Below are 19,660 nucleotides of genomic sequence, written 5' to 3' on the forward strand. Positions count from 1 at the left end.
ACCGAGCCGCCCTCGTGCCCGCAGGGGCGATCAACGGTATCCGGTACGGTCCAGGATCTTCTGGGCGGTGACCTGGTTGCGGCCGATCGCGCCGATCGACACCGATTCGGCCTTGAACGCCCCCAGGGCCTCGAGCGCGGCGTTGTCGGATTTCACCGAGCGCACGGCCGGCCATTCGTTGTTGCCCGCTGCGAAATAGTTCTGCGCCTTGTCGCTGGCCAGGTATTCCAGGAACTTGACCGCGGCTTCCTTGTGCGGCGCATGGCGGGCCACCGCGCCGCCGGCCACGTTCATGTGCACGCCCTGCCCCGCCTGGTCGGGCCACAGGAAGCCGATCTTGGCGATCGCGGCCTTGTCCTCGGGCTTGTCGGACCGGGCCATGCGCACGTAGTAGTAGTTGTTGGTCAACGCCACGCCGCACTCGCCCGAGGCCACGCCCTTGATCTGGTCGGTGTCGCCGCCTTGCGGGTTGCGCGCCATGTTGGCCACCATGCCCCGGGCCCATTTCTCGGCCGCAGCTTCGCCGTTGCGCTCGATCAGCGAGCCCAGCAGGGACAGCATGTAGGGGTGCGAGCCCGACCGCGTGCAGACCTTGCCCTTGTTCTTCGGGTCGGCCAGCTTCTCGTAGGTATCGACGTCGGCCGGGTTGACGGTCGCCTTGTTGTAGACGATGACGCGGGCGCGCGTGGAAAAACCGAACCATTGCGGGTCCTTGCCCGGTTCGCCGCCTTGCAGGTTGGCGGGAATGCGCTCGGCCAGGATCTTGGAGCTGACCGGCTGGAACAGGCCGTCGGCCTCGGCGCGCCACAGCCGCGCGGCATCGACCATCAGGATCACGTCGGCCGGGCTCTTGGCGCCCTCGCTCTTCAGGCGCTCGACCAGCGCGGCGTCGCCGGCCTCGATGCGGTTGATCTTGATGCCGGTCTGGTCGGTGAATCCCTTGTAGAGGAGCTCGTCCGTCTGGTAGTGGCGGGCGGAATAGATGTTCAGTTCCTGCGCATGGGCGCCGGCGGAGACGGCCAGCAAGGCGGCGGTCAGCAGGGAAGGCTTGAGCATGGACGAGGCCTCGGGACAAGGACGAGTTGAAAACGGATAGGAATTATTGTCATTCCCATCTCTTCCGTCAAATCTTTCAGCTTTTCGTCAGCTTGTCCCGTCGGGAAATGGCACGCGCCAGCACGATCACCGGCAACAGGCCGGCCAGCACGATGGTCAACGCCGGGACGGCGGCCTCCCCCAGCCGTTCGTCCGAGGCCAGATGGTCGGTGATGACGGCCAGCGTGTCGAAATTGAACGGCCGCAGCACCAGGGTCGCGGGCAACTCCTTCATCACGTCCACGAACACCAGCAAGGCGGCGGTCAGCAGGCTGCGCCGCAAGAGCGGCTGGTGCACCCGCACCAGCAGTTCCCAGGTTCCCGCCCCCAGGGTGCGCGCGCTGGCGTCCAGCGACGGCGTGATCTTGGCCAGCCCCGCTTCCGTCGTTTGCAGCGCGACCGCCAGGAAGCGGACCAGGTAGGCGTAGACCAGCAGCGTCAGCGTACCGGTCAGCGTCCCCTGGAAGGACCATCCCCAGGCCTCCAGCCAGCCGTCCAGCGCGCCCACCAGGATCAGCAGGCCCACAGCCAGCACCGCTCCAGGCACCGCGTAGCCCATGCCCGCCACGCTGTTGGCGGCGCGCACCAGCCGGCCGGGCGCCAGGCGGGCGGCGTAGGCCAGCCCCAGCGCCAGCGCCACGGCCAGCACCGAGGTCGCGGCCGCCAGCCGCAGGGTATTGCCCAGCCACATGGCATAGCGGCTCCAGTCGATGACGTGGAGGTCCTGGGCGGCGAACCGCAGCATGATGGCCACGGGCAGCAGGAACCCCAGCGTGAGCGGCACGAGACACACCAGATTGGCCCAGACCGCATGGCGGCCCGACAGTCGGCGCGGCGCCTGCACTTGGCGCTGGGCCCCCGCGTGGAAGCGCAGGCGGGTCCGGCTGCGGCGCTCCAGCCAGACCAGCACGCCCACGAACGCAAGCAGGGCCGATGCCAGTTGCGCCGCGGCGATGCGGTCTCCCATCGACAGCCAGGCCCGGTAGATGCCCGTGGTGAAGGTCTGCACGCCGAAGTAGGACACGGCGCCGTAATCGGCCAGCGTCTCCATCAGTACCAGCGTGATGCCGGCCACCGCCGCCGGCCGCGCCAGCGGCAGCACCACCGCGAAAAAGGCCCGCGCCGGGCCGCAGCCCAGCGTGCGCGCGGCCTCGGACAGGCGCGGGCTGCGTTCGAGGAAAGCGGTGCGCGTCAACAGATAGACGTAGGGATAGAAGGCGAAGACGAAGACCAGCGCCGCTCCGTACCACGACCGGATGGCCGGGAACCACGGCAACCGGGCCTGCCCGGTCAGATCGCGCAGCAGGGTCTGCACCGGCCCCGAGAACTGGAAGAAGTCGGTGAAGGCGTAGGCCATGACGTAGGTGGGCATGGCCAGCGGCAGGATCAGGGCCCATTCGTAGATGCGGCGGCCGGGAAAGTCGTGGGCCGCCACGACCCAGGCGGTGGCTATGCCAACCACCGCGGCGCCCACGCCCACTGCCGCCATCAGCAACAGCGAGGTCGCGGCGTAGCCCGGCAGCACCGTGTCGACCAGGTGGACAAGGATGTCCCGCGCACCGGCGTCGACGTTCGACACCGACCAGAGCAGGCTGACGATGGGCAAGGCGATGAAGGCGGCCACAGCGGCGGCCGGCCAGGAAAGCGCGGTGCGTCGGTGCATCGGATACCAGGACAAGTCGACGGACGACGCAGTTGCGAAGATCCGCCTGGCGTTGGCGGCAAGCAGGAATACGAATTATATTCATGCGCTTGCGCAATCTGTGTTCCTCCATGCCCCACCCTCACCTGCAGCTCGATCACGTCCGCCTGGGCTATCGCATGCCGACCGGCATGCACGTCGTCGTCGATGACCTGTCGCTGGCCCTGCACGAAGGGCGCATCGGCTGCCTGTTGGGGCCGTCGGGCTGCGGCAAGAGCACGGTGCTGCGCGCGATCAGCGGCTTCGAGCCCCTGTTGGCTGGCAGCATCGCGCTGCATGGCGAGGCCGTCTCCACGCCGCGCCGCAGCCTGGCGCCCGAAAAGCGCCGCGTGGGCGTCATGTTCCAGGACTACGCGCTGTTTCCCCATCTTTCCGTGGACGACAACGTCGGCTTCGGCCTGCGCCGCGAACCCGCCGCGGCCCGCACCGGACGCGTGCGGGAACTCCTGTCCCTGGTCGGCATGGCCTCCCTGGGCGGCAAGTATCCCCATGAACTGTCGGGCGGCCAGCAGCAGCGCGTCGCGTTGGCCCGGGCGCTGGCGCCCCGCCCCGAACTGCTGTTGCTGGACGAGCCCTTCTCCAGCCTGGATGTCGACCTGCGCGAACGCCTGGCCGGTGAAATACGGGACATCCTGAAGGAAGCCGAGGCGACCGCGATCCTGGTGACCCACGATCAGGCCGAGGCCTTCGCCATGGCCGACGAGATCGGGGTGATGGAACAAGGCCGGATCGTGCAGTGGGGCAACGCCTACGATCTTTATCATCACCCGGCCACGGCATTCGTGGCCGGCTTCATCGGCGCCGGCGTGCTGGTGCCGGGCCGGCGGGGAGACAACGGCAGCATCCGCCTCGAATTCGGCGACATCCACGCGTCGGGTCCCGTTTCCAATAACGCCGAGGTCCGGGTTCTCTTGCGGCCCGACGACCTGCTGGCCGACGCCCACAGCCCCATCCGGGCGCGGCTGGTCCACAAGGTCTTTCGTGGCCCGGGCTACCTGTACACCCTGCGTCTGCCCTCGGGCAGCGAGGTGCTGGCCCAGATGCCCCGCGAGGACGGGCACCGCGTGGGCGACGAGGTCGGCATCCGCCTGCGGACCGGCACCCTGCCGGCCTTCCCGGCCTAGCGCTGCTGCCGCCGTTGGCGGTCCTGGTTCAGGCGCTCGACCAGATTGTTGGCCAATATCGTATTGCCCGCATCCCTGCCGACGTCCACGGCGTTCTTGCCCTCGTCGTTGCGGACATAGCCGTCCGCCCCCTCGTCCAGCAGCAGCTTCACGGTCGACGTGTGGCCGTAGCGCATGGCCATCATCAGGGGCGTCATCTTCCCGGGAGATTCGGCATCGATGTAGGCATAGTGCTCGATCAGCAAGCGGACAGCGTCGTCGTTGCCCTTGGAGGCGGCATAGTGCAACGCCGTCCAGCCCTCCTGGTTGACCTCGGCGCCGCGTTCGATCAACTTTTCCATCCTCGCCGTCTCGCCGCGGATGGCCAGGTACATCAGCGGGGTCTCGCGCAGCCGGTTCTGGCGATTGACGTCGATGCGCTTGTCGGCCAGCAGGACGTCATAGACACCCCAGGCTTCTTCCTTGACGGCTTCGAGCAGCGGCGTATTGCTGGCGGCATTGGGCATGTTGGGATCCATGCCTCGCCCCAGCAGCGATTTGACCGTGGAGGCGCGATCGTTGCGGATGGCGACCCAGAAATCGTCCTCCGCGCCTGCCTGCGCCGCCGAAAAGGCGGTCAGCCAGCACCACAGCAGCAGGAAACCCCACCCTCGGCGAGCCCACGAGCCAAACATAATGTAATTCCTTTTATATCCATTCCAATCAATTGATTGAGAAGGGTTTTATCTGGATTTCACGGTGCCGAATTAAAGTTACTTCTAACTTTAATTTAGCGATTTATGTCTTTGAAAAGATTGAAAAAATTATCGGTCGACGCATCTGCCACCACCTGGACCGTCAGGCCGCGCAGTTCGGCGATCTTTTCGGCCACGTGGACCACCTTGGACGGGTCGTTCAGCTTGCCCCGATGCGGCACGGGCGCCAGGTACGGCGAATCGGTTTCGATCAGGATACGGTCCAGCGGAATGCTGCGGGCCACCTCCTGCAGTTCCCGGGCGTTCTTGAAGGTGACGATGCCCGAAAAGGAGATGCGAAAGTTCATCGCGATGGCCGCGTCGGCGACCGCCTGGGATTCGGTGAAGCAGTGCATGACGCCGCCCACCTCGGCGGCCCCTTCTTCCTCCATGATGCGCAGCGTATCTTCCGCCGCCGAGCGGGTATGGATGATCAGGGGCTTGCCGGTCTGCCGGGCGGCACGGATGTGGTTGCGGAAACGGTCGCGCTGCCACGTCAGGTCCCCGGTCAGGCGGTAGTAGTCCAGCCCGGTTTCGCCTATCGCGACGACCTTGGGGGTCGCGGCCAGTTCGACCAGTTGCTCGACCGTGGGGTCGGGCGTGTCCTCGTAGTCGGGGTGCACGCCCACCGAGGCCCACAGGTTGTCGTGGCCCCGCACCAGCTCCATCAGTCTGGGCCAATCGGGCAGGTTCACGCTGACGCACAGCGCCTGGGCGACATGGTTGCCGCGCATGCGCTCGAGGATCTCGGGCAGTTGCGCGGCCAGTTCGGGGAAATCCAGATGGCAATGCGAATCGACGAACATGGGCAAGGAAGACGGTAAGGCTGCGGAATCCATAGTACCAGCGGGCGCACCCTAGGTCTGGGCAGCACGCGCGGGACGGCGCCCGAGGCAGGCCGCGCTGGCCTGGGCCAGCACATCCTGGGCGAACAGCCGGGCGTTGAGCGGATGGTCTGCGATCCTGCGCTGGCGGGTCAGCCAGCGCGACAGCTCGGCCACGCGGCTGCGTTCGGCGCGCTCCCCTATCTTCGCGCTGTGGGGCGCCAGTTCGGGGAAATAGCGCGCGCCGATGCCGGCCTGGGCCAATGCCACGTCGGTGGCCAGGCGTTGCAGCGCATCTATCCATTCGGCGGCCGGGATCTTGTCCAGCGCATCGACGATCTGCCCCAGGTCCGGTGGCTTGCCCTGTGCGAGCGCGGTCACGAAAGCGTCCAGCCATGGCGCCCGGGGCGGAACGCCGGCCTCGGCGCGGCGCCAGGCCGCGACCGGCGCGCCCCCGGCGGCGGCCAGTTGTGCGGCCGCGTCCTGGACGCCCTGCTCTTCCAGCCAGGCCAGCGCGGGCCCGGGCGCCGGCGTCCCCAGGGGCAGCCGGCGGCAGCGCGACACCAGCGTGGGCAACAGCCGGTCGGGCGCGTCGGACACGAGCAGGAACACGGTCTGGGGCGGCGGCTCCTCCAGGATCTTCAGGAGGCCGTTGGCCGAAATGGTGTTGAGCGTTTCGGCCGGATACAGCACCACCACCCGCAGCCCGCCACGGTGCGTGCCGGTGTTGGCCCAGGATTCCAGGGCGCGTATCTGCTCGATGCGGATCTCGCGCGAAGGCGCGCGCTTGCCGGCCTTCTTGCCGTCGGCATCGGTGGCTTCTTCCTCGTCGCCCTCCTCGGCCTGGCCTTCGGCCAGCGCTACCGCTTCGGGGCGGACGCGGCGGAAATCGGGGTGGTTGCCGGACGCGTACCAGGTGCAGGCGGGGCAATGCCCGCAGGCCATGCCGTCCTGCGGCGACTCGCACAGCAGGCTGGCGGCCGCGGCGCGCGCGAACTCGACCTTGCCTATGCCCGCCAGCCCGTGGATGAGCCAGGCATGGGCGAAACGCCGCCGCTGCTCCTGGCCCAGCCAGGCACGGGCCGCTTCTTCATGCCAGGGATAGAAACGGGGCAGGCTCATGCGCCGGCCGCCTGGTCGATGCAGGCCCGCAACTGGGCGGCCAGTTCGGCCCGCACCGCCTCGATCGGGCGGGTCGAATCGATGATGCGAAAGCGCGCCGGATCCGCCTCCGCCCGGGCGTGGTAGGCTGCCCGCGTGCGTTCGAAGAAAGCATCGTCCTCGCGCTCGAATCGGTCCAGGGTGCGGCCCCGGCCCAGCCGCTCGCGCGACACGTCGAGCGGGACGTCGAACAGCCAGGTCACGTCGGGTTGCAGGTCGCCGTGCACCCATTGTTCGAGCACCGCGATCCGCCCGGCCGCGAGCCCCCGGCCGCCGCCCTGGTAGGCATAGGTGGCGTCGGTGAAGCGGTCGCAGACCACCCACTGGCCCCGCGCCAGCGCCGGTTCGATCACGGTGCGCACATGCTCGCAGCGCCCCGCGAACATCAGCAGGGTCTCGGTGTCGAGCCGCATGGGCTCGTTCAGCAGCAGTTCGCGCAGTTTCTCGGCCAGCGGCGTGCCGCCGGGCTCGCGGGTCTGCACCACGTCCAGTCCGGCTTCGCGCAGCCGGGCCACGAGCCATTCCAGGTGCGTGCTCTTGCCCGCGCCGTCCACGCCCTCGAGCGTGATGAAGCGGCCGCGGCGGGCGGCGGCGGAGTTCGCGCCGGCACTCATGGCCGCACCGTCTCGGTCTGGAAGGACGGCGGCGGCTGCAGCCCCTGCCCTCTGAGCTGGTAGCGCGCGACGTAGCGGTTGTGGCCGTCCAGGGTTTCGGAGAAGGCGCTGGTGCCGTCGCCGCGGGAGACGAAATACAGGTACTTGTGCTTCTCGGGCTGGACCGCGGCCAGCAGCGAGGCCCGGCCCGGGTTCGAGATGGGCGTGGGCGGCAGCCCGCGGCGCGTATAGGTGTTCCACGGCGTGTCGGCGCGCAGGTCGCGGCGGCGCAGGTTGCCGTCGAAGACCTCGCCCAGGCCGTAGATGACGGTCGGGTCGGTCTGCAGCGGCATGCCGACCTTGAGCCGGTTCACGAACACGCCCGCGATGCGCCGGCGGTCGGCTTCCATGCCGGTTTCCTTCTCGACGATGGAAGCCAGGATCAGGACTTCATAGGGCGAGCCCAGCGGCAGGTCCGGATCGCGCTGCGCCCAGATGTCGGCCAGTTCGCGCTGCTGCGCGCGGTAGGCGCGGCGCAGGATATCGATGTCGCTGGAGCCCACGGCGAACAGGTAGGTATCGGGGAAGAACAGGCCTTCGGGGTGACTGGTCGAGGCGCCGATCTTGGCCGTGACGGTGGCGTCGTCCAGGCCGTCCAGCGTCTGGCGCACGTCCGGATGGCGGCGCAGGGCCGCGCGGATCTGGCGGAAGTTCCAGCCCTCGATGAAGCGGATTTCCCGCTGCGTGACGTCGCCGCGCGCGAGCCGGTTCAGCAGCGTCCACAGCGAGTCGCCGCGGGCCACCTCGTAGCCGCCGGCCTTGATGCGGCGCTCGGTGCCGGTCACGCGCGCATAGGCGATCAGGACCTCGGGCGGCACGGCGATGCCGGCCTCGCGCACCTGCCGGGCGATGCCCCGCATCGTCGTGCCTTCATCGATGACGAAGTCGACTTTGTCGGCGGGCAGGGAAAGCGGCATGCGCAGCCACGCGACGCCGGCGCCGACGATGGCCAGCGATGCCAGCAACAGAGTGGCGAGCGACACGAGCAGCGCGCGTTTCAGGGAGAAATGTCGTTTGGGCATGGGCGCCTATAATACTTCGATCGACCTCATCGACCGTTTCAAGATGTCCGTCCAAGAGATTTTATCCGCGAGCGCGCAGCCGGATGCCGCCATCGCGCCCATCGCGCCGCTGGACCATTTGACCGTGCTCGAAGCCCGAGGTGCCGACACGATCGAATTCCTCCAGGGGCAGTTGACCCAAGACGTCAAGAAGCTCGGCGACGCCGACGCCCGGCTGGCCGGCTATTGCACGGCCAAGGGCCGGCTGCTTGCCAGCGCCATCGTCTGGCGCGCCCAGCCCGACCCCGCCGATCCGGTCCCGCGCGTGCTGGTCCTGGTCGACGCCAGCATCGCCCAGGCGCTGCAGAAACGCCTGTCCATGTTCGTGCTGCGCGCCAAGGTCAAGCTTGCCGCCGCGCCGCTGCGCGTGGCCGGCGTCTGGCGCGGCGCCGATGCGGCCGCGCTGCAGACGGCGGCGGGCGGGCTGCTGCCGGCCGCGACCTGGTCGCGCGCCGACCTGCCCGAGGCGACCTGGATCGCGGCGCCTTGCGCTCCTGAATCGTCGCCGCGCTGGTGGTGGATAGGAACGGACGAAGCGCTGCAACGCCTGGGGGCGGCGCTGGCGTCGCCCGCGCAGGGCGGCCTGGCCCAGGCCTGGCGCGCCGCCGACATCGCGGCGGGCCTGCCCTGGATCACGGCGCCGACGCAGGACCTGTTCGTGCCGCAGATGGTCAACCTGGAACTGATAGGCGGGGTCAGCTTCACCAAGGGCTGCTATCCCGGGCAGGAAGTGGTCGCGCGCAGCCATTACCTGGGCAAACTCAAGCGCCGCATGTTCGCGGGCCATGTCGCCGGCGAGCAGTTGGACCCGCAGGCCCTGGCCGGCTCCGATGTTTTCCAGGAAGGCGACGAGCAGCCTTGCGGCCGCATCGTCAATGCGGCGCAGGACGGCGGCCGGACCGCGGTCCTGTACGAAAGCTCGCTGGCCGCCGCGCAAGGCGATGTTCCCCTGCACGCCGGCTCGCCCGCCGGTCCGATCATCCTGCCGCAGGCACTGCCCTACGCCCTGTCCGACGACACCCGCTCGGCCTGAGCCGAGCGCCGGGATCCGCCATGCACAATCTCTACGTCTACTACAAGCTGCCGCAGGACCGGCGCGCCGAGGCGCTGGCGCCCGCCCGCCGGGTACTGGATGCCGGCCGCGCCTGGAGCGCCCGCGTGGCGCTGCTGGCACGGCCCGCCGCCGACAATGGCGTGGTGACATGGATGGAGGTCTACGAAGACGTGGCCGACATGCCCGCGCTGGAAGCCGCGCTGGCCGAGGCGGTACAGGCCGGCGGCCTGGCGCCCTTGCTGCTCGCGCCGCGGCGCAGCGAGGTGTTCGTCGACCTGCCCGCCGGCCCGGCGGGATGGGAAGGCTGACGCCATGTGCCTGATGGCCTTCGCCTGGGATCCGCGCGGTTCGACCACCTTGCTGATGGTGGCCAACCGCGACGAGTTCTACGCCCGGCCCACGGCCCCCGCCGACTGGTGGAAGGATCATCCCGACATCTGGGCCGGACGCGACCTGGCCGCGGGCGGGACCTGGATGGGCATCACGCGGCAGGGACGCTTCGCCGCCATCACCAACTATCGCGAGGGAGGCCGGAACGATCCGGCCGCGCCGTCGCGCGGCGGACTGGTGTCCGGCTTTCTGGCCGGCACCTCCACGCCGGCCAGCTACCTGCGCGACCTGGCCCGGCGCGCCGAGCCCTTCAACGGATTCAACCTGGTGGTGGGAGAGCTGTTCGGGCGGACGCCTTCGCTGTGGTATCTGTCGCACCGCCGCGGCCATTCCGCCACCTCGCCCGAGGCGCTGGCCGCCGGCGTTTACGGCTTGTCGAACGCGGTGCTTGATACGCCCTGGCCCAAGGTCGTGCGCACGACCGCCGCGCTGGCCACGCTCAAGGCCACCGAGGCCCGCACCCCGGCCTATCTCCAGATGCTGAGCGACACGACGGTCGCCGAAGACGCGCAACTGCCCAGCACCGGCATCAGCCTGGAGCGCGAGCGCGCGCTGTCGGCGGCTTTCATCATCACGCCCGACTACGGCACGCGGGCCCAGACGGTGATCCGTGCCACGCGCGACGGCCACGTCGAGGCGGCCGAACGCGGTTTCGACAACGACGAGCAGGCGCGGCTGCTGATACCCGGTTCGCTGCGTCAGGCCTCGTTCGAGGTCTCGAACACCGCCCGCAGGTAGTCCACCGAGTCGCGGTGCGCCTGCCGCGCCACGCGCAAGGCCCCGCCCATGTTGTAGAAGCTGTGGATGGCGCCCTGGTAGACCTGGATACGAATCGGCACCCGGGCCGCTTGCAGCTTGTACCCATAGGCCAGCCCCTCGTCCACCAGCGGATCGCACTCCGCCAGCTGCAGGAAAGCGGGCGCCAGCCCGACGAACTCCGGCGCGTCCAGCACCGCGAAGCGCCAGTCCAGCCGGTCGGCGTCATCCCGCAGGTACAGGTTGAAGAACCACTGTATCGTGCGTTCGTCCAGCAGGTAGCCGGTGGCATACGCGCGATGCGAGGCCGTGTCCTGCCAGGCGCTCGTGCCGGGGTACAGCAGCACCTGCGCCGCCAGCGGCAGCCCGTCGTCCCGCGCGCGCAGCGCGGCCTGGGCCGTGAGCGTGCCGCCGGCGCTGTCACCCATGCCAGCCACCCGGGCCGGATCGATGCCCAGCAAGGCATGCCGCTCGAACGCCCACCGCCAGGCGGCGTAGACGTCGTCGGCGGCGGTGGGAAAACGGTGCTCGGGCGCCAGCCGGTAGTCCAGCGACAGCACCTTGCAGCGCGCGCCGTTGGCCAGCATGCGGCAGACCGCATCGTAGTCCCGCACGCTACCCACGGTGAAACCTCCGCCGTGGGAGAAGATCACCAGTGGCGCCGGATCGGGGGCCTGCATCCCCGTGTACAGCCGGGCATCTATGGCCGCCCCGCCGCCCACCGGAATCTGCAGGTCGCGCAACTCGGCCACCTCGGCCGCGGCGATCTCCAGCACCTTGCTGGCTTTTTCGTGGATGGCGCGCGCCTGCTGCGGCGTGTAGTGCCAGTAAGGCGGACGGTTGGCCCGCTGCACCCGCGACACGAGGTCGGCCACCTGCGGATCCAGGGGCCGGGGGTGCCGCAGCTCAGCCATCGACGCCTTGGTCGCCGCGTTTCTTGATGTACTTGAACGTGCCGCTGGCGCGGGCCACCAGCCCACCGCCTTCGTCCCTTACCTCGGCCTCGCAGAAGGCCATGGTGCTGGAACGGTGGTAGCACTTGCCGTAGGCCACGAGCCTGCCGGCTTCGCCCGGCCGCACGAAGCTGGTGGTCATGTCCACCGTCGCGCTGCCGCGCAGTTCGGGATGCAGCGAACGCGCGGCCGTAGCCATGGCCGCGTCCAGCATGGTCATCAGCACGCCGCCGTGGCAGACATGCCAGCTGTTGCAGTGCTCGGGCCGGACGTCCAGCCGGACCTCGGACTGTCCGCCCTCGGCCTTGAGCAACTGGGCGCCCAGCCAGCCCAGGAAGGGAATGGGTACGTCCGTGACGGTGGTGGGATGCGCGATCGACATCCCGCCCTACCTTGCCGCCGGCAGATCGTAATCCAGGCAGGCGCGCTCGGCCCGCACCGCACCCATGAAAGGCTTGATCGCCACGTGGCGCGGATGCGCCTGATAGGCGTCCAGCGCCTCGCGGCTGGCGAACAGCGAGTTCAGGACGACGTCGTGCGTCGCCTCGTGGCCATCGGTGGCCAGCCCCACCTCGAACTCCAGGATGCCGGGCACGCAATCGCGGCAGCTTTCCAGCAGCCGCCGGACCTTCTGCATGTTGGTCTGGCGGTCGGCGCCTTCGGCGTCGTCCTTGAGTGTCCACATGACGATATGGCGGATCATGGCGGGGTCGGTCCTCTTGTGGCTGGAATGGAAATTACCTGCGGGCGACGCGCTGTCCCAGGATGGCGACGACGATCAGGCCGCCGATCACGGTGATGTGTTCGAGCACGACCATCATCTCGTGGAACGCGGTCTCGCCCTCGAACTTCCAGAACGGATGGGCGACCGGGATGGTCAGCACGGTGAACACCGCCAGGGCGCCTGCGCCCAGCCATGCGGCCCGGTTGAAGATGATCAACAGCGAACCGCCCAGTTGGACGATGATGGTCAGCACGTTGAACAACCAGGCCGGTTCCAGGCCGAAATGGCTCATCTCGGCCATGCCGCCCTGGAAATCGAACAGCTTGACCAGGCCGCTGGTCCAGAACATGAACGTCAGGAGGATACGGCCGAACAGCAGCAGCGCGCGCGATTCAAGCAAGGATTGTATCGGTGCAGGTGTCATGGTGGCGATTCCGGGAAAGGGGGATCATGCCGACGCCCGGGCGCTCCCCTCTTCCCCGCGCGGCGGCTCCAGGCGGCCTTTGCCGGCCGCCATGGCGCGCCATCATACTGGAAACATGCCGTAACGCGGTGCCGCGGCCTCAGAACAGGGTTTTGCCCACCCACCATGCGCCCGCGGCCACCAGGGCCGAAGCCGGGATGGTCAGGATCCACGCCCAGACGATGTTGCCCGCCAGGCCCCAGCGCACGGCGTTGAACTTGCGGCTGGAGCCGACGCCGACGATGGCGCCGGTGATGGTGTGGGTGGTCGAGACGGGAATGCCCAGCATGGCCGCCAGGAACAGCGTCATCGCACCGCCGGTCTCGGCGCAGAAGCCGCCCACCGGCTTGAGCTTGGTGATGCGCTGCCCCATGGTCTTGACGATGCGCCAGCCGCCGAACATCGTGCCCAGCGCGATCGCCACGTAGCAGCTGACTACCACCCAGATCGGGACATGGTCCTTGGCCCCCGGGACATTGGCCGCGATCAGCAGCAGCCAGATGATGCCGATGGTTTTCTGAGCGTCGTTGCCGCCGTGGCCCAGGCTGTACAGCCCCGCCGAGACCAGTTGCAGGCGGCGGAACCAGCCGTCCACCCGCAGCGGACGCGTCCGGCGGAACAGCCAGGACACCAGCAGCATCAACAGGCCGCCCAGCACGAAGCCCAGGACCGGCGACACCACGATGAAGGCGACGATGTAGAGGATTTCCCGCAGCATCAGCACGCTGGGACCCGAGCTGGCCAGGCCGGCGCCGACGATGCCGCCGATCAGCGCATGCGACGACGAGGACGGGATGCCGAAGAACCAGGTGATGACGTTCCACGCGATGGCGCCCACCAGCGCGCCGAAGACGACGTAGTGGTCCACCACGCTCGGGTCGATGATGCCCTTGCCGACGGTGGCCGCCACCTTCAGGTGGAAGACGAAAAGCGCGGCGAAATTAAAAAACGCGGCGAAAGCGACCGCGTGATGAGGCTTGAGCACCCCCGTGGAAACCACGGTGGCGATGGAGTTGGCCGCGTCATGGAACCCATTCATGAAATCGAAAATGAGTGCCAGAACGACCAGGAAGGCAAGCGTGGCGAAACTGATCTGAAGCGTATCCATGAAATCCTTCCGACTAGGCGTTTTCCAGGACGATGCCTTCGATCAGGTTCGCGACGTCCTCGCACTTGTCGGTGATTTCTTCCAGCAATTCGTAGATCGCCTTCATCTTGATCAGTTGGCGGGTGTCGGCCTCGTCGCGGAACAGGCGGCCCATGCCTCGGCGCATGACCCGGTCGGCATCCGACTCCAGCCGGTCGATCTCTTCGCAGATCTTCATGATGCTGGCCGTGTCGTTCAGGTTGTGCAGCAGGCTTACCACCATGTGCAGCCGGTCGCAGCACTGGACGCCGATGTCGGCCAGCGCCCGGGCGTCCGGCGTGACCGCGCGGATGTCGTAGAGGTTGATGCACTGGGCCGCGTCCTCCATCAGGTCCAGGATGTCGTCCATGGTCGTGATGAGGTTGTGGATCTGGTCCCGGTCCAGCGGCGTGATGAAGGTCTTGTGCAGCAGATCGACCGTGTCGTGGGTGACCTTGTCGGCCTTTTTCTCCAGCGTCTCGATATTCTTGACCCGCTCCTCGGCCTGGCCCAGATCGGCCATCAGGGCAGCCAACTCCCGGCTGCCCTGGCGCGACAGATCGGCATGCGCCGTGAACAGATCGAAAAAGCGCCCCTCTTTGGGCATCAAGCGTCCAAACATCACGTCCTCGCAGTACGCCACGTGACAGTTACATGACGTGTTAAAAAACCGCGAGAGTGTAGCACCCCCCTACGCGCTTCGCGCGAGGAAGCCCACCCCCTACGCGCTGGCGCGCGCCCCCTCAAGGGGGCGATGCGGGTGGACCGGCGAAGCCGGATCCACCGCATCCCGGGTCTAGCGCCGTTATCTGGAGTCGTTGTACCGTTGCTGTCGCTGGCTGCCATCGGTAGCACCAGCGCAGTAAACCAAGATGTTTCCCCCAGACCCAGGAAACCGCGGATCTGGCTTTGCCAGTCCGCCGGTTTCGCCCCCTGGGGGGCGCGCGTCAGCGCGTACGGGGGGCTTTAATAGTCAGAATCGACGAACGCGTTGCCCGAGAAATTCTGGAACTTCGTGTACATGCCTTGCCAGGTCAGGCGAACTGTACCAATCGGGCCGTTACGCTGCTTGCCGATGATGATCTCGGCCGTGCCCTTGTCGGGGGTGTCGGGGTTGTAGACCTCGTCGCGGTACAGGAAGATGATCACGTCCGCGTCCTGTTCGATGGCGCCGGATTCGCGCAGGTCGCTCATCACAGGGCGTTTGTTGGGGCGCTGCTCCAGGCCCCGGTTGAGCTGGGAAAGCGCGATCAGCGGGCAGTTCAGCTCCTTGGCCAGGCCTTTCATCGAGCGGCTGATTTCCGACAGCTCGGACGCCCGGTTCTCGCTGCCGCCGCCACCGTTGCCCGACATCAGTTGCAGGTAGTCGATGATGATCAGGCCCAGCTGGCCGCACTGGCGGGCCAGGCGGCGGGCGCGCGAGCGCAGCTCCATGGGGCTGAGCGCGGGCGTCTCGTCGATGTAGAGCTGGGTATCCTGCATCTTCTGGATAGCGTGCGTCAGCTTGGGCCAGTCCTCGTCCAGCAGCTTGCCCGTGCGCAGGCGCTGCTGGTCCAGGCGTCCGACCGAGCCCAGCACGCGCATGGCCAGCTGCGAGGCGCCCATTTCCATGGAGAACACCGCCACCGGCAGGCCTTCCTCGACCGCCACGTGCTCGCCGATGTTGACCGAGAAGGCGGTCTTGCCCATGGATGGGCGCCCCGCCACCACGATCATGTCGCCCGGCTGCAGCCCCGACGTCATCTTGTCGAGGTCGGTGAACCCCGTGGGCACGCCCGTGACGTCCGAGGTGCTGTCGCGGTGGTAGAGCTCGTCGATGCGTTCGACCACCTGGGTCAGCAAGGGTTGCAAGGACAGGAAGCCGGCGCTGCCGCGCGCGCCCTCTTCCGCGATCTTGAAGATCTTGGATTCCGCCTCGTCCAGCAGTTGCCGCGTGTCCTTGCCCTGGGGGCTGAAGGCGGCGGCCGAGATCTCGTCGGACACGGTGACCAGCCGGCGCAGCACCGCGCGGTCGCGCACGATTTCCGCATAGCGCCGGATGTTGGCGGCCGACGGCGTGTTCTGCGCCAGCGAGTTCAGGTAGGCCAGTCCGCCGGCCTCCTCGGCCTTGCCCGCGGTCTGGAGCGATTCGTGGGTCGTCACCACGTCGGCCGGACGCGCCAGCCCGATCAGCTTGGCCATCTGCTGCCAGATCAGCCTATGGTCGTGGCGATAGAAATCGTCTTCCTTGATGAGGTCCGCGATCCGGTCCCACGCGGCGTTGTCCAGCAACAGTCCGCCCAGCACCGATTGCTCCGCCTCCACCGAGTGGGGCGGGATGCGCAGGGACTCGAGTTGGGGATCGACGGGCGAATTCATAGAAGCGGTAAACCTGGTGTTCGGGCATGGCCGGCGGGAATGCCGGCCCACGACAGTTTAGCCCGGCTGGACGGAAGAGGAATCCGTTCGCGCGCGCCTGGGCCGACACTGAAAAAAGAACCCCCCATTCTGCGAAGAAATGGAGGGTTCCTGTGCGGGCCTTTCAACGAAGAAAGCCCGGCGGTGGACGTCCGGCGGCCGGCCGGGTGGCGAGCAGCCGGAAAGGCCTCAGGCGGTTTCGCCGACCACGACCACCGTGATGTTGGCCACGACGTCGGTGTGCAGGCCGACTTCCAGCGGGAATTCGCCGATGGTCTTGAGCGGGCCGTTGGGCAGGCGGACCATGCCCTTCTCGACCGACTCGAAGCCCGCCTGCTTCAGTGCGGAGGCAACGTCGAAGTTCGTGACCGAACCGAACAGACGGCCGTCCACACCCGCCTTCTGGGTGACGGACACCGAATAGCCTTCCAGGCGCTGAGCCACGGATTGCGCGGCGGCCAGCTTGTCGGCCTGGATCTTCTCGAGTTCGGCGCGGCGCGCTTCGAACTCTTTGAGCGCGGCGTCGGTGGCGCGCTTGGCCATTTTCTGGGGGATCAGGAAGTTACGGGCATAGCCGTTCTTCACGCGGACGACGTCACCCAGGTTGCCGAGGTTGACGACTTTTTCGAGCAAGATGATTTGCATGATGGTCTCTCCCGGCAATCAATTGTGGTTGTCGGTGTAGGCCAAGAGCGCCAGGAAGCGGGCGCGCTTGATAGCCGTGTCGAGCTGGCGCTGGTAGTGCGCCTTGGTGCCGGTCAGGCGGGCAGGAATGATCTTGCCGTTTTCCTGGATGAAGTCACGGAGGACTTCGATGTCCTTGTAGTCGATCTGGTCGACGCCGGCTGCCGTGAAGCGGCAGAACTTGCGGCGCTTGAACAGCGGATTCTGTTGACCAAACTTCTTCTTTTCCTTGCGTTTGCCGAATGCGGCCATGATGTACCTCTTGGGTATTCAATCCGTTTCACACCTGGGGCTGCCCTGCCGGCCCGCTTTCGTCGCCCTCCCGGGCGATGGCGGCCTGCTGGATGTGCAGCCTCAGTCTGCTTGAACCTTTCCGGGTCGGTGCCAGGAACCCCTCGATCCGGATCGACCGGCCCAGCGCTTCGCGCTCGAGCCTGCCGGCCAGATCGCCGACGACGACCGCGTTGACGAGCATCTCGACCCGGCGGGACCTCCCGCCTTCGATCAACTCGGATTCATGGGCAAGCGACAGTTCCAGCACCGGAATTCCGGCCGGGGTATACCTGAGCGGCTTGCACTCGACCACCTGGGCGGTCAGATGAACCTTGTTCAACGCCGTATCGTCCGGGGCGTCGACCTCATGTCAGTCCAGCCGGGGCTCAGGCCTCGGCGGGGGTGGCTTCGGTGGACACCTTGCGGGCCTCCTCGCGCTCGACGATCTTCATCATCGGCGACGGGGCGGTCTCGGCCTTCTTCATCTTGACGACGAGATGGCGCAGCACGGCATCGTTGTAGCGGAAAGCGTGTTCGAGTTCGTCCAGCGTGGGTTGGCCGCACTCGATGTTCATGCACACGTAGTGAGCCTTGACGAGCTTCTGGATCGGGTACGCCAGCTGGCGGCGGCCCCAGTCTTCCAGACGGTGTATCGTGCCGCCCTGGCTGGTGATCAGCGACTTGTAACGGTCGACCATGGCCGGAACCTGCTCGCTCTGGTCCGGGTGAACGATGAAAACTACTTCATAGTGACGCATCGAAGCTCCTTATGGATGGTCCCGCGGGCGTCCGGATGGGCCCCGCTGTAGGCGCAAGTCCGCTCAAGCGTCTAGAGTCGGACAAGGGATCAATCTGGCGGAAAAATAGCTTCCGCCAAAAATCAAGCCTTCTATTATCGCTGGAGCTAGGGCAAAAAGCAACTCAAAAGCCCCCAAACCGCTATCCAGCGTGGTTTTCGGGCCCGTTTCCGGGCATGGACGCACCGCGCCGGCCCATCCAGGACCGTTTCTGGTGCTGCTTCGGAAAAACTGAACCGTCACGCCGTTTTAATTATTTTCGCGTACCAGGCGTCTTCCGTAGAGTGGCCTCCATATCCCCGCAACCACCTGCAAGCGATATGGAAAAGAAAGCCGTCCTGACCCACCCCTATTCCGCCTACGAAAGGGACCACGCCGCGGCCGAGAACGCCGAACTCACGCACGTGGAAAAGGGTTCGCCCATGGGCGAATACCTGCGCCGCTTCTGGCAGCCCGTGGCCTTGTCTCAGGAACTGGGCGAACTGCCCATGGCCGTGCGCATGTTCGGCGAGGACCTGGTGCTGTTCCGCACCCGCGGCGGCGAGCCCGGCCTGCTGGAAAAACACTGCAGCCACCGCGGCACGTCGCTGGAGTTCGGCGTGTGCGAGGACCAGGGACTGCGCTGCTGCTACCACGGCTGGCTGTTCGGCGTGGACGGCCGCATCCTGGAGACTCCAGGGGATCCGCCCGATTCGCGGCTGCGTTTCAACATCTGCCACGGCGCCTATCCGCTCAAGGAATACCGCGGCATCATCTTCGGCTACTTCGGTCCGCCGGACCGGCAGCCCGAGTTCCCGCTATACGACACCTACGACATCGACGGCGACCGGCTGGTGCCCTATTGCATCACCTATCCGTGCAACTGGCTGCAGGTGCACGAAAACGTGATGGACCCCGCCCACGCGGTATTCCTGCACACGCGCATCAGCTTCACGCAGTTCTCGGACGCCTGGGGCGAATTGCCCGAGATGGACTTCGTGCCCACGCCCGCCGGCATGATCTATGTGACCTCGCGCCGTTGGAACGACAAGGTCTGGGTGCGTTCGAACGACATCATCCTGCCCAACCTGGCGCAGGTCGGCCACATCTGGGAAGACGGCCTGGAGCCCAAGGAATTCGCCCGCGTGGCCATCACGCGCTGGACCACGCCCATCGACAACCACACCTGCCGCATCATCGGCTGGCGGCATTTCCACCCGGACGCCGATCCGCGCGGCATCGCCGACGAGAGCCTGTGCGGGGTCGAAAGCGTGGATTTCTTCGGCCAGAACGGCGAGCGCGCCTACGAAGACCGCCAGCGCATGCCGGGCGACTACGACGCACAGATCTCGCAGCGTTCCATCGCCGTCCACGGGCTGGAGAACCTGACCCGCTGCGACCGCGGCGTCGCGATGCTGCGGCAACTGCTGCGGCGCGAGGCGCGCAAGGCGACCGAGGGCCAGCCGCTGGCGGCCTCGCCGCTGCGGGCCAACGGCGCCATCCCGACCTATGCCCACGACACGGTGGTTACCGTGCCGCCAGTCCAGGACGGCGACGATCGCGCCAGCGTGCGCGATATCGGCAGGGCCGTGACCGAGATCATCGTCAAGGGCGAACACCACGAGGCGCCCGACCGCGCGGAACAGATCCGCCACCGCATCCGGGAGTTCGCCGCACGCCAGGCGGCGACCACCGAGTGATTCCGTCTTT

General features: G+C 67.3%; 23 protein-coding genes. 5 read left to right on the forward strand and 18 right to left on the reverse strand.

From position 1 onward, the window contains the following. Positions 1 to 30: 30 nt before the first annotated feature. Both EV675_RS18015 and EV675_RS18020 read right to left on the reverse strand, forming a co-directional pair. Complete coding sequence (locus EV675_RS18015) at positions 31 to 1,056, reverse strand: extracellular solute-binding protein (protein ID WP_130358584.1); 1,026 nt, start codon at positions 1,054 to 1,056, stop codon at positions 31 to 33. 76 nt (positions 1,057 to 1,132) lie between these two features. Continuing rightward, positions 1,133 to 2,758: an ABC transporter permease gene (locus tag EV675_RS18020; RefSeq protein WP_130358585.1), complete on the reverse strand. Its 1,626-nt coding sequence runs from the start codon at positions 2,756 to 2,758 to the stop codon at positions 1,133 to 1,135. A gap of 83 nt (positions 2,759 to 2,841) precedes the next feature. Here EV675_RS18020 and EV675_RS18025 point away from each other — a divergent pair, with 83 nt between their 5' ends. Next, positions 2,842 to 3,921 carry an ABC transporter ATP-binding protein gene (locus EV675_RS18025; protein ID WP_242621488.1) on the forward strand — a complete coding sequence of 360 codons (1,080 nt, stop codon included), beginning with the start codon at positions 2,842 to 2,844 and terminating at the stop codon, positions 3,919 to 3,921. Here EV675_RS18025 and EV675_RS18030 read toward each other — a convergent pair. The 5 genes from EV675_RS18030 to mltG form a co-directional block, all read right to left on the reverse strand. After that, positions 3,918 to 4,595, reverse strand: a complete 678-nt coding sequence (locus tag EV675_RS18030) for an ankyrin repeat domain-containing protein (RefSeq protein WP_130358586.1) — start codon at positions 4,593 to 4,595, stop codon at positions 3,918 to 3,920. The two genes, EV675_RS18025 and EV675_RS18030, sit on opposite strands and share 4 nt — an antisense overlap. A gap of 95 nt (positions 4,596 to 4,690) precedes the next feature. Then, a complete protein-coding gene (locus EV675_RS18035; RefSeq protein ID WP_130358587.1) occupies positions 4,691 to 5,461 on the reverse strand; it encodes a TatD family hydrolase in 771 nt (256 codons plus the stop codon). A 51-nt stretch (positions 5,462 to 5,512) separates the two neighbouring features. Then, positions 5,513 to 6,601 (reverse strand): DNA polymerase III subunit delta', encoded by a 1,089-nt coding sequence (gene holB, locus EV675_RS18040; protein ID WP_130358588.1) that lies wholly within the window; start codon positions 6,599 to 6,601, stop codon positions 5,513 to 5,515. Further along, positions 6,598 to 7,254 (reverse strand): dTMP kinase, encoded by a 657-nt coding sequence (tmk, locus tag EV675_RS18045; RefSeq protein WP_130358589.1) that lies wholly within the window; start codon positions 7,252 to 7,254, stop codon positions 6,598 to 6,600. Before tmk ends, holB begins: the two co-directional genes overlap by 4 nt. Then, entirely contained in the window at positions 7,251 to 8,315 is a 1,065-nt protein-coding gene (mltG, locus tag EV675_RS18050; RefSeq protein WP_130358590.1) for an endolytic transglycosylase MltG, read from the reverse strand. The genes tmk and mltG overlap by 4 nt, the downstream gene beginning before the upstream one ends. A 43-nt stretch (positions 8,316 to 8,358) precedes the next feature. Here mltG and ygfZ point away from each other — a divergent pair, with 43 nt between their 5' ends. Genes ygfZ through EV675_RS18065 form a run of 3 tightly spaced genes read left to right on the forward strand, consistent with a single transcriptional unit; the run spans position 8,359 to position 10,536 of the window. Then, on the forward strand, positions 8,359 to 9,387 hold the full coding sequence (gene ygfZ / locus EV675_RS18055) for a CAF17-like 4Fe-4S cluster assembly/insertion protein YgfZ (protein WP_130360196.1): 1,029 nt from the start codon (positions 8,359 to 8,361) through the stop codon (positions 9,385 to 9,387). Between the two features lie 20 nt (positions 9,388 to 9,407). Beyond that, positions 9,408 to 9,716 (forward strand): DUF4936 family protein, encoded by a 309-nt coding sequence (locus tag EV675_RS18060; protein WP_130358591.1) that lies wholly within the window; start codon positions 9,408 to 9,410, stop codon positions 9,714 to 9,716. A 4-nt stretch (positions 9,717 to 9,720) separates the two neighbouring features. Continuing rightward, positions 9,721 to 10,536: an NRDE family protein gene (locus EV675_RS18065; RefSeq protein WP_130358592.1), complete on the forward strand. Its 816-nt coding sequence runs from the start codon at positions 9,721 to 9,723 to the stop codon at positions 10,534 to 10,536. Here the strand turns inward: EV675_RS18065 and EV675_RS18070 are convergent. The 11 genes from EV675_RS18070 to rpsF form a co-directional block, all read right to left on the reverse strand. Then, positions 10,497 to 11,468: an alpha/beta hydrolase gene (locus tag EV675_RS18070; RefSeq protein ID WP_130358593.1), complete on the reverse strand. Its 972-nt coding sequence runs from the start codon at positions 11,466 to 11,468 to the stop codon at positions 10,497 to 10,499. The two genes, EV675_RS18065 and EV675_RS18070, sit on opposite strands and share 40 nt — an antisense overlap. Beyond that, the gene (locus EV675_RS18075; protein WP_130358594.1) at positions 11,461 to 11,889 is read right to left on the reverse strand and encodes a PaaI family thioesterase; all 429 of its coding nucleotides are present in this window, start codon (positions 11,887 to 11,889) and stop codon (positions 11,461 to 11,463) included. Before EV675_RS18075 ends, EV675_RS18070 begins: the two co-directional genes overlap by 8 nt. Before the next feature lie 6 nt (positions 11,890 to 11,895). After that, complete coding sequence (locus tag EV675_RS18080; RefSeq protein WP_130358595.1) at positions 11,896 to 12,210, reverse strand: Dabb family protein; 315 nt, start codon at positions 12,208 to 12,210, stop codon at positions 11,896 to 11,898. A 34-nt stretch (positions 12,211 to 12,244) separates the two neighbouring features. Continuing rightward, positions 12,245 to 12,631 carry a DoxX family protein gene (locus EV675_RS18085; RefSeq protein WP_242621490.1) on the reverse strand — a complete coding sequence of 129 codons (387 nt, stop codon included), beginning with the start codon at positions 12,629 to 12,631 and terminating at the stop codon, positions 12,245 to 12,247. Between the two features lie 163 nt (positions 12,632 to 12,794). After that, positions 12,795 to 13,802 carry an inorganic phosphate transporter gene (locus tag EV675_RS18090; RefSeq protein WP_130358597.1) on the reverse strand — a complete coding sequence of 336 codons (1,008 nt, stop codon included), beginning with the start codon at positions 13,800 to 13,802 and terminating at the stop codon, positions 12,795 to 12,797. 13 nt (positions 13,803 to 13,815) lie between these two features. Then, positions 13,816 to 14,442: a DUF47 domain-containing protein gene (locus tag EV675_RS18095; RefSeq protein ID WP_130358598.1), complete on the reverse strand. Its 627-nt coding sequence runs from the start codon at positions 14,440 to 14,442 to the stop codon at positions 13,816 to 13,818. Between the two features lie 344 nt (positions 14,443 to 14,786). Then, the gene (locus tag EV675_RS18100) at positions 14,787 to 16,178 is read right to left on the reverse strand and encodes a replicative DNA helicase (RefSeq protein ID WP_130358599.1); all 1,392 of its coding nucleotides are present in this window, start codon (positions 16,176 to 16,178) and stop codon (positions 14,787 to 14,789) included. A 228-nt stretch (positions 16,179 to 16,406) separates the two neighbouring features. Then, on the reverse strand, positions 16,407 to 16,862 hold the full coding sequence (gene rplI / locus EV675_RS18105; RefSeq protein WP_130358600.1) for a 50S ribosomal protein L9: 456 nt from the start codon (positions 16,860 to 16,862) through the stop codon (positions 16,407 to 16,409). An 18-nt stretch (positions 16,863 to 16,880) separates the two neighbouring features. Then, entirely contained in the window at positions 16,881 to 17,153 is a 273-nt protein-coding gene (gene rpsR, locus EV675_RS18110) for a 30S ribosomal protein S18 (protein ID WP_087780204.1), read from the reverse strand. Positions 17,154 to 17,181: 28 nt separating this feature from the next. Beyond that, the gene (priB, locus tag EV675_RS18115; RefSeq protein ID WP_130358601.1) at positions 17,182 to 17,514 is read right to left on the reverse strand and encodes a primosomal replication protein N; all 333 of its coding nucleotides are present in this window, start codon (positions 17,512 to 17,514) and stop codon (positions 17,182 to 17,184) included. A gap of 46 nt (positions 17,515 to 17,560) precedes the next feature. After that, entirely contained in the window at positions 17,561 to 17,932 is a 372-nt protein-coding gene (gene rpsF, locus EV675_RS18120; protein WP_124689501.1) for a 30S ribosomal protein S6, read from the reverse strand. Between the two features lie 359 nt (positions 17,933 to 18,291). On the opposite strand from rpsF, the gene EV675_RS18125 reads away from it, so the two are divergent. Then, positions 18,292 to 19,650: an aromatic ring-hydroxylating dioxygenase subunit alpha gene (locus EV675_RS18125; protein WP_130358602.1), complete on the forward strand. Its 1,359-nt coding sequence runs from the start codon at positions 18,292 to 18,294 to the stop codon at positions 19,648 to 19,650. Positions 19,651 to 19,660: the final 10 nt, after the last annotated feature.

The sequence above is a fragment of the Pigmentiphaga kullae genome (assembly GCF_004216695.1).
GTDB lineage: Bacteria > Pseudomonadota > Gammaproteobacteria > Burkholderiales > Burkholderiaceae_B > Pigmentiphaga > Pigmentiphaga kullae.

Bases quoted from the DNA above. Each gene is read 5' to 3' on its own strand.
- EV675_RS18015 (WP_130358584.1), bottom strand. From the start codon at position 1,056: ATGCTCAAGCCTTCCCTGCTGACCGCCGCCTTGCTGGCCGTCTCCGCC.
- EV675_RS18020 (WP_130358585.1), bottom strand. From the start codon at position 2,758: ATGCACCGACGCACCGCGCTTTCCTGGCCGGCCGCCGCTGTGGCCGCC.
- EV675_RS18025 (WP_242621488.1), top strand. From the start codon at position 2,842: ATGCGCTTGCGCAATCTGTGTTCCTCCATGCCCCACCCTCACCTGCAG.
- EV675_RS18030 (WP_130358586.1), bottom strand. From the start codon at position 4,595: ATGTTTGGCTCGTGGGCTCGCCGAGGGTGGGGTTTCCTGCTGCTGTGG.
- EV675_RS18035 (WP_130358587.1), bottom strand. From the start codon at position 5,461: ATGTTCGTCGATTCGCATTGCCATCTGGATTTCCCCGAACTGGCCGCG.
- holB (WP_130358588.1), bottom strand. From the start codon at position 6,601: ATGAGCCTGCCCCGTTTCTATCCCTGGCATGAAGAAGCGGCCCGTGCC.
- tmk (WP_130358589.1), bottom strand. From the start codon at position 7,254: ATGAGTGCCGGCGCGAACTCCGCCGCCGCCCGCCGCGGCCGCTTCATC.
- mltG (WP_130358590.1), bottom strand. From the start codon at position 8,315: ATGCCCAAACGACATTTCTCCCTGAAACGCGCGCTGCTCGTGTCGCTC.
- ygfZ (WP_130360196.1), top strand. From the start codon at position 8,359: ATGTCCGTCCAAGAGATTTTATCCGCGAGCGCGCAGCCGGATGCCGCC.
- EV675_RS18060 (WP_130358591.1), top strand. From the start codon at position 9,408: ATGCACAATCTCTACGTCTACTACAAGCTGCCGCAGGACCGGCGCGCC.
- EV675_RS18065 (WP_130358592.1), top strand. From the start codon at position 9,721: ATGTGCCTGATGGCCTTCGCCTGGGATCCGCGCGGTTCGACCACCTTG.
- EV675_RS18070 (WP_130358593.1), bottom strand. From the start codon at position 11,468: ATGGCTGAGCTGCGGCACCCCCGGCCCCTGGATCCGCAGGTGGCCGAC.
- EV675_RS18075 (WP_130358594.1), bottom strand. From the start codon at position 11,889: ATGTCGATCGCGCATCCCACCACCGTCACGGACGTACCCATTCCCTTC.
- EV675_RS18080 (WP_130358595.1), bottom strand. From the start codon at position 12,210: ATGATCCGCCATATCGTCATGTGGACACTCAAGGACGACGCCGAAGGC.
- EV675_RS18090 (WP_130358597.1), bottom strand. From the start codon at position 13,802: ATGGATACGCTTCAGATCAGTTTCGCCACGCTTGCCTTCCTGGTCGTT.
- EV675_RS18095 (WP_130358598.1), bottom strand. From the start codon at position 14,442: ATGTTTGGACGCTTGATGCCCAAAGAGGGGCGCTTTTTCGATCTGTTC.
- EV675_RS18100 (WP_130358599.1), bottom strand. From the start codon at position 16,178: ATGAATTCGCCCGTCGATCCCCAACTCGAGTCCCTGCGCATCCCGCCC.
- rplI (WP_130358600.1), bottom strand. From the start codon at position 16,862: ATGCAAATCATCTTGCTCGAAAAAGTCGTCAACCTCGGCAACCTGGGT.
- rpsR (WP_087780204.1), bottom strand. From the start codon at position 17,153: ATGGCCGCATTCGGCAAACGCAAGGAAAAGAAGAAGTTTGGTCAACAG.
- rpsF (WP_124689501.1), bottom strand. From the start codon at position 17,932: ATGCGTCACTATGAAGTAGTTTTCATCGTTCACCCGGACCAGAGCGAG.
- EV675_RS18125 (WP_130358602.1), top strand. From the start codon at position 18,292: ATGGAAAAGAAAGCCGTCCTGACCCACCCCTATTCCGCCTACGAAAGG.